At 49.5% G+C, this 14,961-nt stretch carries 13 protein-coding genes and 1 pseudogene; all 14 read right to left on the bottom strand.

All coding sequences use genetic code 11. The features are described 5' to 3' along the window. A partial coding sequence (locus ACTHS4_RS10245; RefSeq protein ID WP_440365895.1) for an ESPR-type extended signal peptide-containing protein occupies window positions 1-1,912 on the bottom strand: 1,912 nt, incomplete at its 3' end. A 769-nt stretch (window positions 1,913-2,681) separates the two neighbouring features. Then, window positions 2,682-2,810: a hypothetical protein gene (locus ACTHS4_RS10240; RefSeq protein WP_371460406.1), complete on the bottom strand. Its 129-nt coding sequence runs from the start codon at window positions 2,808-2,810 to the stop codon at window positions 2,682-2,684. Between the two features lie 199 nt (window positions 2,811-3,009). Continuing rightward, window positions 3,010-4,590, bottom strand: a complete 1,581-nt coding sequence (purH, locus tag ACTHS4_RS10235; RefSeq protein ID WP_371460405.1) for a bifunctional phosphoribosylaminoimidazolecarboxamide formyltransferase/IMP cyclohydrolase — start codon at window positions 4,588-4,590, stop codon at window positions 3,010-3,012. 162 nt (window positions 4,591-4,752) lie between these two features. Then, window positions 4,753-5,922 (bottom strand): annotated as a pseudogene (locus ACTHS4_RS10230) (chloride channel protein). Window positions 5,923-6,030: 108 nt separating this feature from the next. Beyond that, window positions 6,031-6,849 (bottom strand): hypothetical protein, encoded by an 819-nt coding sequence (locus tag ACTHS4_RS10225; protein ID WP_440365894.1) that lies wholly within the window; start codon window positions 6,847-6,849, stop codon window positions 6,031-6,033. A gap of 63 nt (window positions 6,850-6,912) precedes the next feature. Next, window positions 6,913-7,788 carry a DMT family transporter gene (locus tag ACTHS4_RS10220; RefSeq protein ID WP_440365893.1) on the bottom strand — a complete coding sequence of 292 codons (876 nt, stop codon included), beginning with the start codon at window positions 7,786-7,788 and terminating at the stop codon, window positions 6,913-6,915. Window positions 7,789-7,864: 76 nt separating this feature from the next. Further along, window positions 7,865-8,599: a glutamine amidotransferase-related protein gene (locus ACTHS4_RS10215; RefSeq protein WP_070825658.1), complete on the bottom strand. Its 735-nt coding sequence runs from the start codon at window positions 8,597-8,599 to the stop codon at window positions 7,865-7,867. A 43-nt stretch (window positions 8,600-8,642) separates the two neighbouring features. Further along, window positions 8,643-8,882: a Fis family transcriptional regulator gene (locus ACTHS4_RS10210; protein ID WP_003684241.1), complete on the bottom strand. Its 240-nt coding sequence runs from the start codon at window positions 8,880-8,882 to the stop codon at window positions 8,643-8,645. 275 nt (window positions 8,883-9,157) lie between these two features. Then, window positions 9,158-9,529 carry a toxin gene (locus ACTHS4_RS10205; protein WP_070825657.1) on the bottom strand — a complete coding sequence of 124 codons (372 nt, stop codon included), beginning with the start codon at window positions 9,527-9,529 and terminating at the stop codon, window positions 9,158-9,160. A 38-nt stretch (window positions 9,530-9,567) separates the two neighbouring features. Continuing rightward, window positions 9,568-10,572, bottom strand: a complete 1,005-nt coding sequence (gene dusB / locus ACTHS4_RS10200) for a tRNA dihydrouridine synthase DusB (RefSeq protein ID WP_440365892.1) — start codon at window positions 10,570-10,572, stop codon at window positions 9,568-9,570. Between the two features lie 131 nt (window positions 10,573-10,703). Further along, complete coding sequence (locus tag ACTHS4_RS10195) at window positions 10,704-11,354, bottom strand: site-2 protease family protein (protein ID WP_070585035.1); 651 nt, start codon at window positions 11,352-11,354, stop codon at window positions 10,704-10,706. 71 nt (window positions 11,355-11,425) lie between these two features. After that, window positions 11,426-12,670, bottom strand: a complete 1,245-nt coding sequence (locus ACTHS4_RS10190) for a hypothetical protein (RefSeq protein ID WP_440365891.1) — start codon at window positions 12,668-12,670, stop codon at window positions 11,426-11,428. A 210-nt stretch (window positions 12,671-12,880) separates the two neighbouring features. Then, on the bottom strand, window positions 12,881-14,299 hold the full coding sequence (gene glnA / locus ACTHS4_RS10185; protein WP_070589404.1) for a type I glutamate--ammonia ligase: 1,419 nt from the start codon (window positions 14,297-14,299) through the stop codon (window positions 12,881-12,883). Window positions 14,300-14,537: 238 nt separating this feature from the next. Further along, window positions 14,538-14,921: a surface-adhesin E family protein gene (locus ACTHS4_RS10180; protein WP_070825653.1), complete on the bottom strand. Its 384-nt coding sequence runs from the start codon at window positions 14,919-14,921 to the stop codon at window positions 14,538-14,540. Between the last annotated feature and the right edge of the window lie 40 nt (window positions 14,922-14,961).

Raw genomic sequence — 14,961 nt, 5'->3', positions numbered from 1 at the left:
TGCCGTTGTCTTTAACATTGGCTTGTGCATTCTTACCGTCTGCACCAGTGTCACCTTTATCGCCTTTAGCACCGGCTGCACCAGTATCGCCTTTAGGACCAGTCGCGCCAGTTGCACCTGTATCGCCTTTAGCACCAGTAGCACCACCACCAATTACGCTCAGGGTGTATTCGTTAGTGCCGTTTGAGGTCATTGTCAAACCGTCACCAGCGATCAGTTTCAGCGTAGTGCCGGCTTTATTTGGGTTGTAGGTATAAGTACCTTCAGGAGCATTGGCCGAACTACCGTTGATGCCATAGAATTCGAACGGATTCAGATTTTCGATGCGATTGGCTACGGCAAACAATTGAGAGCCGTTGATTGCATCGGTAGAAGTTGCAGAGATACGGCCTGCGGCAACGTTTTGGATTTGACGTTCTTTACCTGCAGAACCTATAGACAATACTGCGCCGTTGCCCAAGCCGCTGGTTGCACCTGCAAAGCCACTGTAAGTGTAGTTACCAACAGTAGCGCTGTTAGTAGGTACGAATTTGCTGGTTGTAGAACCGTTACCCAGAGCTACGCTGTTTTCGATAGTAGATTTAGCTTCAGTACCCAAAGCCAGAGTGTTTTTAGCTGTTGCTTGAGCATCGTTACCCAGAGCAGTTGCATATTCACCGCCATTGGCTTGAGCACCACGGCCTAATGCAATCGCTTGAATAGAAGCAGCGTTACTTTGTACGCCCAATGCTACTGCGTATTGAGCACCTGCTTTAGCAGCAGGACCGAAGGCAGCAGCAGAAATGCCGTCAGCGACAGAACCGCGACCGATTGCTACGTCAGAACCTTTTTTAGCTTGAGCGTCGCCACCCAATGCTACTGCACCGTTTTGAAGGGCTTGGGCGCGCTCACCGACAGCAATTGCTACGATACCAGTTGCTTGAGCTTCTGTACCGATTGCCGTTGCCGAACCGGCATTGTTTACTGAGCCTTCCGCATTAGTACCGGCAGAAGTACCATTGGCTTTAGCACCATGGCCTACTGCAACGTCGGAAGCTTGTTGGGCATTTGACTTAGAACCTACTGCAATAGAGTTATTACCAACTGCTTGAGCAGCTTCTTTTGCCTCCATTGAACCACCGACTGCAACAGAGTTTACACCAGCAGCATTAGCTGATGTACCACCAGCAAAAGAGGCTGTACCTGATGCTTTAGATGCAGCACCAACCGCAGTAGCGCGTTCAGCTGAAGCAGCAGAATAACCACCTAATGCAGTTGCCGAACGACCAGAAGCATTAGATTGGACACCAACCGCAACGGCATTATCAACACTTGCAGCAGCGTTCTTACCTGTCGCAACAGTATTGGCTGCAGATGCATTTGCATTAAGACCAACAGCTACTGCTGCGGTACCAGTACCTTTATCAGCACCAGCTGGTACTTCACCACCAGCTTTTGCATTTTGACCAAGAGCAACTGCGGAATCCGCACTAGCATTAGAGTATGAACCGATGCCAACAGATTGAACACCCAATGCGGTTGCTGATGTAGCCATAGCAAGTGCATGGTCTTTGCTTGCTACAGCGAGTTCACCAATAGAAATAGCATTGGTCCACTTGGCAGTAGCTTCGTTACCAATCGCAATTGAGTTTTCATGTGAGGCAGTTGCTTTAGGGCCTACGGCAACAGCATGGCGTCCGGCAGTAGGGTTGGGCACATTATTTGGCGCAACATTAACTGCATCATTAGTAGTAAGATCCGTGGAAGCAATTGCACCGTTTGACACCGCCAAAGCACCTGCCGCCGCAACTGCAGCAGCTACGGCTTTACGCTTGTCAGAAGCGGATTTTTTGCCGTGTGCATGGCTGATTTCGGAAACCGCGGTCCATGTCTGGGTCGCGTGGTTCCAAATGACTTTAAAGACTTTATTCATATCGATTTTCCTGTAAGGGGTTTGATTTCTTTTGGGACGTGTTGCTCGGCTGTAAACCGCCTGTCCACACATTTGCCGCATTTCAGAGTTTCCCCTTTATGCGGTTTCATGCCGTAATCTCGTGTATGCAATTCCCGTGCCAAAAGTCTCCATTCGGCCGAATAGCAGCTAAAAACCTGTTTTATGGGATTTTATACTGATACATTTTGGGAAGCTTGTGAAGTTTGGGAAACGATGTGCCGTTTTTTGTCAGCTTGTTTCTTAACAAGTCACTTTTTGTCAGCTTCTTTCAATGCATTCGGAATCCTGACTCAAATTTTATATGCGTTTGGTTTTACAAATCAATTCTTCCGATAAAGTGTTATTTTTTCAGCCTCAACGGTCATACCCGTTAGATTTACTTGTTGCTTTTTTTAAACGCTTTTTTCTAGTTATTTGATTTTAAAGCTTTATTCTCAAACAATAATAATTACTAAATAATATATGATTTGGATAGTTTCTTTAGTAATAGATTTGAATATTATCTTTTATTTAGAAAAATAATGAAGTTTATATTGAAAATCTGATTAAAACGTGAGACGGTTTTCCATAACCTGTTTTCAGACGGCCTTTGACGTTTTCTAACATAGCAAACAGCAGGCAAATGACACGAATTTATGCGCTATTGAGCCGATGGACAGCGTTAAAAAGGCAAGTGTAAAACTTGCCTTTACGTTTGGGATTTGTTTATTCGCTACTGCAGAAAACTGTGTTGTTTTTTCAGACGGCCTTACCAACGGAATGTTTGGGTCACGCCTGCGGAAGCGCCGTTGTTGCCGGCATAGCCGTAGCCACCGGTATGACTGGAGGCGCAGGCGGTAAGTGTGGCGAGGGCGAGGATGAAGAGGATGTGTTTCATGTTTCTTGCTCTGAGTGGGTTGGTTTTAGACTTGGGGCGTTGTGTTGCCGTATTAATCGGACGGGCTGGGGCTTGGTTGCTTTGTCCTGATTTGCAGTGAGACCGCTAAATTGTTTGATGATTAAAGAAGGCCGTCTGAAAACGGGTTTCACGATATTGAAACTTTGTTTTCAGACGGCCTTTATTTTATATCAGCTTATTAGTGGCGGAAATGGCGGATGCCGGTTACAACCATGGCGATGCCGTGTTCGTCCGCTGCGTCAAAGACTTCTTGGTCGCGCATGGAGCCTGCGGGATGGATGATGGCTTTGATGCCCTGCTCGGCAATGACATCTACGCCGTCGCGGAATGGGAAGAAGGCATCGGAAGCGGCACAGGCGCCGTTGAGGTCGAGATTGGCATCTTGCGCTTTGCGGGCGGCGATGTGGGTGCTGTCCACGCGGCTCATTTGGCCTGCGCCGATGCCGTAGGTTTGACCGCCTTTGCCGAAGACGATAGCGTTGGATTTGACGTATTTTGCGACGTTCCATACAAACATCAGGTCGTTCCATTCTTGTTCGGTCGGTTGGCGTTTGGAGACAACTTTTAAATCGGCGCGGTTGAGGCGGTGGATGTCGGGGGTTTGTACCAACAGTCCGCCGCCGACGCGTTTGAGTTCAAAGCGGTTGGCACCTGCTTCGAGCGGCACTTCCAATACGCGCACGTTTTTCTTGGCGGCGGCGATTTCGAGGGCTTCGGCGGTGAACTTCGGCGCCATGAGGACTTCCATAAATTGGTTGTCGGTAATTTGTTTGACGGTTTCGCCGTCCACTTCGCGGTTGAAGGCGATGATGCCGCCGAATGCGCTGGTAGTGTCGGTAGCGTAGGCGAGTTTATAGGCATCCAAGGTATTGGAGGCGATGGCTACGCCGCACGGATTGGCGTGTTTGACGATCACGCAGGCTGGCGCGTCAAAGGATTTAACGGCTTCCCAAGCGGCATCGGCATCGGCGATATTGTTGTAAGACAATTCTTTGCCTTGCAGCTGTTTGTAGGCGGAAAGACTGCCTGCAGCTGGGTAAATATCGCGGTAGAACGCGGCGCGTTGGTGCGGGTTTTCGCCGTAGCGCATATCTTGCACTTTAATCCAGCTTTGGTTGAACTGACTTGGAAATTCGCCGATTTGGGGCTGGCCGCTCAAGACGTCGTCTGAAAGCGAGGTCAGGTAGTTGGAAATCATGCCGTCGTATTGGGCAGTATGGCTGAATGCTTTGCGTGAGAGGTTGAAACGGGTTTTGTCACTCAATGCGCCGTTGTTGGCTTCGAGTTCGGCGGCGATGGCAGGGAAATCGGCTGTGTCGGTAACGATGGCAACGTGTTTCCAGTTTTTCGCGGCAGAACGCACCATGGTCGGGCCACCGATGTCGATGTTTTCAATCGCGTCTTCCAGTGTGCAGTTTGGTTTGGCGATGGTGGCGGCGAAGGGGTAAAGGTTGACGCACACGAGGTCGATGTTGCCGATGCCGTGTTCTTCCATCTTAGCGACGTGTTCGTCCAAATCGCGACGGCCGAGGATACCGCCGTGGATTTTCGGATGCAGGGTTTTCACGCGGCCGTCGAGCATTTCGGGAAAACCGGTATAGTCGGCAACTTCGATAACAGGAACGCCTGCATCAGCCAAGAGCTTTGCTGTACCGCCGGTAGAGAGGATTTCTACACCGAGCTTGGTCAGGGTTTGGGCAAATTCGACTGCGCCTGTCTTGTCGGATAGGCTGATCAGGGCGCGTTTGATGGAAGACATTTGGATTTCCTTTTTGAAGGTTTAATCAGTATGGGATGAATTTTCAGGGCGGTATTATCCGCTATTTTCGCCTTTTTGGCAGTAGGTTTTTATAGATATTGTTGACAATTTTATTGTAAAAGGCCGTCTGAAACGAGGTTTCAGACGGCCTGATGCTTTTGCCTATTTAAATCCCATTTTCTTTGCCACCCATACTGCGCCTGCCATGCCTGCACATAAGGGCATGAGCAAGGCAACGGGGGCGTAGGTGAGTTCTAAAACAAAGACGATGGCCGTCAGTGGCATTTTGAGGGAAACGCCAAGGAAAACGGCGGCTCCGACAACGGCCGCTCTTTCGGAGGACATTTCTGGGAAAACGCCGTTCCACGCGGCTGCGGCGGCAAAGGCGATGGTACTGCCGAGCATCATGGACGGGGTAATTAGGCCGCCGTATGCGCCTGCCGCCAGCGCCATCAAGACAACCAGCCATTTGACGGCGGTCAGCTCAAGGCTGTGTTGCCAGTCGGTCAATCCGCCAAAAGTCAATTGGTTGCCTGCTTTGCCGTTGCCCAAAATTTCGGGAAACCAAACGGAAATCGCGCCAATGAGTGCAAACATACAGACGGCCAAGGGAATGATTTTGATGTTGTCGCGCTTGATGAAGGGGAACTTTTGGGCTGTGCGCTGGAAAAAGACGGCGGTTGCGCCCAGTATCGGGCCGATGATGACGGAAAACCAAAGTAATGAGGTGTTGATGGAAAGGTTGGTCGGATGATATTGCTGCACGTCGCCCAAGCCGATGCGTGCGACGGCGGTGGCGATGACTGAAGTCAGCAATGCGGCGGCGACGGCTTGCTGCGTTCATACGCCCAGCATGGCTTCGAGGATGAAAAGTGTGGAGGCGAGCGGCACGTTATACACGGCCGCCAAACCTGCACCTGAGGCGCAAGCAATGACCAGCCTTGCGTCGTCTTCGCTCAATCCGAAACGGTTGACGCCGACTGAAGCGAAAGCGGCGGTCATTTCGCGCGGCGCAACTTCGCGGCCGAGCGGAGAGCCCAGCCCGACGGTGATGATTTGCAACAGGGCATGGCTGACTGTTTCAAAAAACGGAAAACCGCCAAGCGGATTTTTAACCACGGCTTTGATACCCGGTTGTGGCCTGCCGTAGCGTTTGAGCAACCACCACCCCAAGCCGACCACCACGCCGCAAAAGGCCACGACCACGACACGCCGCGCAGGGCTTGCCTGCGCTACGCCCTCTCGGAATGAAACATATAGGCCGTCTGAACCGTAACCATAGGCAAGATGTTGAATCGTATGCATGATTTCGGTTAATACAATGCCGACCATGCCGCCGATGATGCCGGTAATGATGAGGGCGGCCCAGAGTTTATGAGTGTCTTTCACGGGTTTTGACTTGAGGTAGTAATGGTTTGATCAAAGCGTTTTTCAGGGGAACTATTGTCCGCCCAAGGGATAGTTTTTGGGGGCAACGTGGGTTTTACCGTTATAAGGGAAAATATATTTCTGATTTTTATAATTTTTCTTTCCTGATACGCCGCTGAGTTTTGCTGTCAACGCCCATACGCCGGATACGGCAGGACGGCTTTTGTCAAAAGCAATTTTGGCTTCCAGGCTGGTATATCTGTCTTTGCAGTCTCGTTTTTCACGCCCTTTCAATTCATCGCAATCGCCAAAATATGCGCCGTTATCGTTACCGCTGATAATAAAGCTTTTACGGATGCGGTTGCTATCATCGGTAAACAGGAAGTTTTGCGAAGTCGTCGTGTCGCCTTGGCCTGTATAACTTGACTCGGCAACATAGCCCCAGTTTTGCGCGCCCACCTGAACAAACTTCCACGCCTTATTCTCCGGCACATCCCCCCATGCGCCGATTTCATCTCTTCCGTGCTGTTTGATTGCCCACTTGCCGTCTGTTTTTTCCAAAACAAACAATTCTGCCAGGCCGGGAGAAGCATGGGCGTCCTGTTTTATTTTTTGTTCCATATCGTAGGCAAAACCTGTGTACAGCACATAACGAGCGGCTTTGCCGTTGCGTGTGACGGTATGGTCGGCAACGGGTTTCATGCAATACATGATGTTGTTAGATGGTGCCTGTCCGTCTTTCGGCGGCTCGGTAAGCTGGCATTTGTGCGCGGCAAGCGGTTGGTTGTAATACTTGGCAATGACGGCCTGTACGGCGGCTTTGTCATTATCGGGTGCAGCCGACGCCAAAACGGGGCAGGCAAGCAAAAGCAGGGAGATGATGCGTTTCATAGAAATTTTCCCAAAATGTTTGATTGAAAAAGTACGGCTACTTTAGGCCGTCTGAAACTGTTTTCAGACGGCCTTTTTGTGTTTGCTGCCGATACGCGCCAACACTCCGGCGACAAAAGTGGACGAAATGACGACGGTAATGCCCAGCGCGGCCATGCTGCTTAAATGTTCGCCCAAAATCAACACCGCCATGATAACGCCGATGACGGGCTCAAGCGAAATCAGCAGGCCGGAGACGTTGGCAGGGACTTTGTTCATGCCTTTGTTCCACAACAGATAGGCGAGCCAGCTGCAGCCGATCCCCATATATAACACCGACAGCGTACCGCCCCACGACCAGTTGATTTGATAGCTGTCTGCCAACACCAGCGAAAACGGCAGACACAACAGCGCCGCCGCCGCCATGGAAGCCGCGGTAAATGCGGGCGCACCGATACGGGCAACCATCTGCTGGCTCGGACGTATCACGCCTGCAAAACCCAATCCCGCAAGTAAAATCAGCAGACAGCCGAACCAGTCAATCGTACCGCCCTCCTCCGCGCCGCCCATTACCATCATGCCCACGCCGGCAAACGCCGCCGCACCGCAAATCCAGTGGTACAGTTTGGCTTTGTCGTTGAAAAAGAAATGACCGACAAAAACCACCAGCAAAGGCTCCAACCCTACCATGGTAACCGCGCTGGCGGCAGACGTGTATTTCAAACCGATAAACTGAAGCATCAAAACGACAACGTAGTTGACAAAGGAAATCCATAACAACGGCTTCCACTCGCTCCGCGGAATCCTACCCAAATGACGGCGGCACGACGGCATCACCATCAATGCGGCAATCAACAACCGTGCCTCAACCATCAGCGCAGGGTCGATCATCTCGTAAGAATACTTGGCAGCGATAAAAGAGCTGCCCCAAATCAGCAGGGCAAGTATTTGATAGAACATGGTCCGACCTTTTAAAAAGGGTTAATCGTTTCTTCTCTATATTTATTATTCAGACGGCCTGGAGGGTTAGCCTTTTTTATTTTGTCTGCGTCAGCGAATCCAAAAAGTCAAAGAGTTTGGCATTCATTTCACTGAAATCCGCCGCTTCGATTTTATCCGGATGCTGGACATAAGTTTGGGCTTGGCTTTGTTCAGCCACATTTTCGCGTCCGTCCGCCGCAATCAGCAGCCCGACGGCTTCACGGTCAAACTCCAAATGGGCCTGGAAGGCATAATGTTTGGGCGCAAAACGGATAATCTGGCGCGGACAGCCTTTGCTGGTTGCCAACACAACCGCCTCATCCGTCAAACCGGGCATATCGCCGTGCCAATGGCCGGTATTCAGGGTTTTGCCCAACAGGGAAACATGGGCATCCGCCAAACCTTCCGCCGTCAGCTCAATCGGATAAATGCCGATTTCACGCTCAGGGCTGCGTGTGTGGCGCGCGCCGTAGGCAACGGATAAAAGCTGCGCACCCAAACACACGCCGACAATATATTTATCCGCCGCCATCCCCTGACGCATCAGGCGCAGCTCGGATTCGGGGTCGTAATACGGGAATGCCTGCCTGTCTTCATCAGGCGATTGCGGCCCGCCCATCACAATCAAAAAATCTATATCGTCCACATTGCCAGGTAGGGTTTCCCTTTCGTACACTTTGGTTGTACTGATGTTATGTCCGCGCCATTGCGCCCATTTCAAATATGCTCCCGGCACTTCAAATGCCTCGTGCAAGATGAAATGGATATTTAATTTATTCGGATTTTGCATTGTTATTTCTCCTTCGACCGTCAGGACGGATTGCCCTGCCGTATTACAGCATACCGTGCTGTTGTAATTTTTTACGCAGGGTATTGCGGTTCAAACCCAAAATGACCGCCGCTTTAGACTGGTTGCCGCCGCATTGCTCCATCACGCAGGCAAGCATCGGCTTTTCCACTTGATGCAATACCATATCATACACGCCGCAAGGTTCCGTACCATCCAAGTCTTTGAAGTATTGTCGTAAGTTTTGTTCAATACATTGCGCAATGTCAGTCGTCGTTTGATTCATCGTGATTGTCTTTCTTTAGATTTGTTTTTAAATGATGAAGCCGTCTGAACATTCAGACGACGTTTATTTGATTTGATTGAATTTACCCTATCCGATTTATATTTATTTTTGATTAACTATCGATTTATTTTGAAATAGATTTCTTTAACTCCTGTTCCCAATCCACATGTTCGAAACGATTGCGCGGAAACATAGAATCAGCTTGATGTTTTTTGACAAACAATTATTTTAACAACTTAAACATAGGGCTTCCTGAAACCATCTCCTCATGCACCCTACTCCTCAAAGCAAGTAATCTTGCCAACCTTTTCTCCGTCAGGTTCGATTTCTGCTACATTATCTCCATATTTATTACCCCAAAAGAAACGCCCATTCTCCTCATACCAAGGTTTGCCCAGTACATACCAAGCCTTATCCAAACTGTCACCGGGGCGGATGGTTTCGCATGTTGCTTTATCCTTCCCTGCACTCAGCATACAAGCATCATGTTGACGACAATCAGGATTCATGCACCTGCTCTTGTCTTCATTCCAATAGCGATCCATTAATTTACAGGCTATCAGATTGTAGTCATAAGCATAAATACCAAATCCTGTCAGCAACAGCGCGGCTATGCCGAAACGTTTGAACCGTGAGGTCAATTTCATATTTACTTCCCAAAAAGAAAAAGGCCGTCTGAAACCCTTTAGTCTTCCCGATAATGGCATACCCAACGGTCGGTTTTTTCTGAAAGTATCTCAAGATAGGCGGCAAGGGTATCGTATTGTGCTGAGGCACTGTCCAAGCGGTTGATTTCCCGGCGTGTTTGTTCGCCGTCGGGCATTTCGTCGATATACCAGCCTATGTGTTTGCGGGCGATGCGTACGCCGGCCACTTCGCCATAAAATTCATGCATGGCGCGGATGTGGTTCAAAATGGTGGCATTGCATTCTGCCAAGCTTAAGGCAGTCGGCAAAACGCCGTGTTCGGCGTAATGTTTTAAATCACGGAAAAGCCACGGCCTGCCTTGTGCGCCGCGCCCTATCATGATGCCGTCGGCAGCGGTTTGTTTGAGGACGGCGGCGGCTTTTTGCGGCGAAGTGATATCGCCGTTGACCCAAACGGGGATGTTCAGACGGCCTTTGGTTTCGGCAATCAGTTCGTAACGCGCTTCGCCTTTGTACATCTGCGTACGGGTGCGGCCATGAATGGCAAGGGCTGCGATGCCTGTTTCTTCGGCGATTTTGGCGATGGTCGGCAAATTTTGATGTTCATTGTGCCAGCCCAAACGGGTTTTGAGGGTAACGGGTACGTCCACCGCATTGACAACGGCTTTCAAGATTTCGGCAACCAAAGGCTCGTTTTGCATCAACGCGCTGCCTGCCTGCACATTGCAGACTTTTTTGGCCGGACAGCCCATGTTGATGTCAATCACCTGCGCGCCCAAGCCGACGTTGTAACGCGCAGCTTCCGCCATCTGCTGCGGATCGCTGCCGGCAATCTGCACGGCCACCACTCCGCCCTCGCCTTCAAAATCGCTGCGGCGCAAAGTTTTTTTGGTATGGCGCAAGCTCGGATCGCTGGTCAGCATTTCGCATACCGCCCACCCTGCACCAAACTCGCGGCAAATCCGGCGGAACGGTTTGTCCGTAATGCCTGCCATGGGGGCGAGTGCGATGGGGTTGTCAATGAAATAGCCGCCGATGTGCATGATGTGTGCGCCAAATTGAAAGGGCTGAAATTGTACAATTTTTAAGCAACTTTTCCAATCGTATTTACATGTTGCACAATGAAAAAGGCCGTCTGAAACTGAATTTCAGACGGCCTTTTCAGCCACAATATTTAAATAAACAGCATGACAACCATCTGCACTGCTGTCTGAATCATGGCAATAATCGGCCAAATCAGTTTGGCCAGCAGGCCGGTAAACAAAAGAATCAGGATAATCCATGTACCGTATGGCTCGATTTTACGGAACTGCATGGACTGTTTGGCGTTGAGAAAGGTATCGAGAAAAATACCGCCGTCCCAAGGCAAAATCGGAATCAGGCTGAATGCGACCCAAATCGAGTTCACCATCACGCCGTAACCGGCCATCTGCACCAACGGCGCTTGATAAGACTCAGGCACATACGCGGCAAGTACGACGACAAAACCCCAAAAGAACGCCAAAATCAGATTGGCAATCGGACCTGAAATCGACACCCAACGCCACGCGCGGCGCGGATCGCGGAAATTGCGCGAATCGATGGGCATAGGACGCGCCCAGCCGAACAGAAAACTGCCTATCATCAGACACACCAGCGGCACGACAATCGTACCGACAGGGTCGATGTGCGGCAGTGGATTGAGGGTCAAACGCCCGAACTGCTCGCCGGTATGGTCGCCCCAATACCGCGCCGTATAACCGCGTGCCACTTCGCGCACGGTAATGGCCAACAACACGGGCAATACTGCCAGCAAAAATACGCCTAAATCAAAATTTGCAAACATGGTTTTCCTTATCAAATATGCCGTCTGAAAACAAAAATATCCTTAAATATCCTTTCAGACGGCCTGAGGCTTTAATCTTCCTGTTTTTTGTCCGAACCGAAAAACTCTTTCAGCTCTCGCCAAGTAATGCCTTTACCTTGCGGATTAAATTTGAAGACTGGTTTGCCGTAATTGCTGTACACGTTGTCGCCGATAATATTGATGGCCTTATGCGTACCGTTAATTTGTATATACATACGGGAAGCCAAAATACGGCCTTTGCGGTCAAGATAATAGTCGACAACAAGATTGTTACCGAATATCCGCTGGACGCTAAGTGGCTGGTTATCACTTATGTTGACAGACATACTGAAAAATTCCCGCGCATTTTTATAATCTTCTTCTGTTGACCCTGGTTGAGGCGTTTTCTGTAATTTCGACAATTCTTCATCAAAAGCCTTAGCCACTGCCTTCATTACGATAGAATCATACTCTGGTTTCATGACATGACGTACACGATAGCGTGCATGATTTGCCTTACCAAAGGCATCCATTTCTTTAAATACATATGCATCGGCAGGCATAGCCTTATTGGCACTCAAAAAAGCACGTACTCCCGCCTCTGCAATATGATCAAAAGGCATACGTTTCGAATCACCGATTTCTTTCAAACTCAATTTTAAAGGTTCTTTGATTAAACGTTTGCCGATTGTCTCATCAGTGTACACACTAATAATGGCAGCAGCACTGGCAGGCGGATCCATATAAATTTCCCATTTTTCCGCATCCAGTTTCATAGGAAGTTTGATACTAAGTTTTTCATTGTGGTTGTTGATGGTCAATTCAGGAATCAACTCAAATTGACGCGTTGACAAATCAACTGCCGACTCATAATTCAGATGAACCCCTTCTATGTAACTGGATATGGCAGGATATTTATCCAGATAATCAACGGCAACTTGTGCGATATTGCCGTCCGGCAAGGCATCAAGCATTGCATTGCGGAACTCAGCCTCTTCTCGTTCAGAAAACTCCTGCTTCGAAGCAGCGTCGTCTTCTTGAGCAACCTCCATAGAGGCTGCCGCCTCCCCCTCTTTGGCTTTGGCATCCTCTGCTTTCGCTTCGGCTTTCTTTTCCACCTTTTCATCTGCCAATACAGCTTCAGCCAATGGGCTGATATATACTTGAGAGCTGCCTGTGATGTTAAAGCTGTGGTCTTCTTTTAAAATACGGTCATTGGAAATCGACATGACCTCGTGCGCGGTTTTGTGATCTAAATTACTGCACGCGCTCAAACCAAATGCCGCAGCAATGGCCAAACCAATTATTTTATTCATTTTGTCCAACCTTTTTGATTAAATGATTTCGTTAGCACAATTTAACACAAGGCACCGATTCCATAAAGGCCTTCAAACGGCATGACTCATTGCTTCTCGCTATTATGGCAAATCAGAATACCCTAGCCAATTCAAATCTAAAGGCCGTCTGAAACTTCAAATCCAGTTTCAGACGGCCTTTGATTTTCTATTTAAAATGCCTCAGCTGTTTTACAGGCTGTAATACATTTCAAATTCCAGCGGATGAGGTGCCATGCGGATACGGCGGACATCTTCCTCTTTAAAGGCAATGTAGCTGTCGATCCAATCTTTGCTGAACACGCCGCCGCGCAGGAGGAATTCGTGGTCGGCTTTGAGGGCGGCCAGTGCTTCTTCCAAAGAAGCGCAAACGGTTGGCACCAATGCATCTTCTTCCGGTGGCAGGTCGTACAGGTTTTTATCGGCAGGGTCGCCCGGATGGATTTTGTTTTGAATACCGTCCAAACCGGCCATCAACAAAGCGGCAAACGCCAAGTATGGGTTGGCGGTCGGGTCAGGGAAACGCGCTTCGATGCGGCGTGCTTTGCTGCTGTTCACGGACGGAATGCGGATGGAAGCGGAACGGTTTTTAGCGGAATATGCCAGTTTGGTCGGTGCTTCAAAGTGAGGCACGAGGCGTTTGTAGGAGTTAGTGGACGGATTGGTAATCGCGTTCAGGGCTTTGGCGTGTTTGATGATGCCGCCGATGTAATAAAGGGCGGTATCGGACAAACCGGCATAGCCGTCGCCTGAGAACAGATTTTGACCGTCTTTCCAAATGGATTGGTGAACGTGCATACCGCTGCCGTTGTCGCCCATAATCGGTTTGGGCATGAAAGTGGCGGTTTTGCCGAAGTTGTGGGCGACATTTTGAATCACATATTTCATGTCTTGGGTTTGGTCGGCGCGTTTAACCAAAGTGGCGAAACGGGTGCCGATTTCCATTTGGCTGCCGGTACCGACTTCACTGTGATGGACTTCCACTTCGATGCCGAGTTCTTCCAAAACATTGACCATGGCAGAACGTAGGTCTTGGCCGCAGTCAATCGGCGCAACGGGTGCGTAACCGCCTTTGACGGTCGGACGGTGGCCGGTATTTTGACCGTCCATGTGCAGGCCGCTTGACCATGCGCCGCTTTCGGAAGTGATTTCGTAACGGGTTTTGTGCATGTCGGTTTCGAATTCTACGCCGTCAAAAACGAAGAATTCAGGCTCGGGGCCGAAATAGGCGGTGTCGCCGATACCGGAAGATTTCAAATAGGCTTCGGCGCGGCGTGCGATAGAGCGGGGATCGCGGTCATAGCCTTGGCCGTCGGCAGGGTCAATGACATCACAGGTAAAGACAACGGTGGTATCATCGTAGAAAGGATCAACAAAGGCCGTAGACGCATCGGGACGCAACTGCATATCGGAAGCCTGAATACCTTTCCAACCGCCGATGGACGAACCGTCAAACGCTTGACCGTTTTCGAACCATTCTTCGGGATCGTCGAGGACGATGCGGGCGGGGATGGTAAAGTGGTGCTGCTTGCCTTTGGTATCGGTAAAGCGCAAATCTACGAAGCGGGCTTCGCTTTCTTCAATCAGTTTTACAGCGTCTTTGATGGACATCTTCAGCTCCTGAGGGAATGAGTTTAAGTTGTTATTCTACCACGGTAAGGCCGTCTGAAATACATCAGGGCACCCGTTTTTACGCAATGAAATATAGTTTCAGACGGCAAGATTGTCAACAATATGCTTCAGTTTGTCTGTTCAAAAGCGGAATGCCCGCCCTTTTGTCCGAATGCCGACAAAACAGATGCCGTCTGAAAGCAGTTCAGACGGCATCTGTTGTTTGGTTTGAAAACGGTCAGCGAGGATAGCGGTTGCAGACAAATTTGTACATACTCTCTCCAACCGTACCGGGAATAACATAATGCCATTCGGCATAGGATGGTGTCTCAGAGCCGATAGAGTTTCCCGATTTGGAATACGCCGTTATCGTCAAAATCCTACGACGTTTACCACCGCAATCTATTTCTTCCAACAATTTAGTTGTATTAAAAAATTTTCCATCGCCAATCGTTTGCGGCTTGGCGTACCTATGTTTAAACCATGCTCTATCGTCCGTACGGCTGTCTGCATCACCAAATATAGTAATGTCACTGTCATTACCCAACAACACCCAATCCGCCGCCACCGCCGGCGTTGCCAACCCTAATGCAAATACTGCCAAGCACAACATCTTTTTCATGTCCGCCCCTTAAATTGTAAAAAATAAAGTTAAATTGTAA

The organism is Neisseria sp. P0014.S009 (assembly GCF_051958155.1).
Taxonomy (GTDB): Bacteria; Pseudomonadota; Gammaproteobacteria; order Burkholderiales; family Neisseriaceae; genus Neisseria; species Neisseria flavescens_C.
The sequence above is the reverse complement of the archived record's forward strand: the minus strand, read 5'-3'. Positions and strand labels throughout refer to the sequence as shown.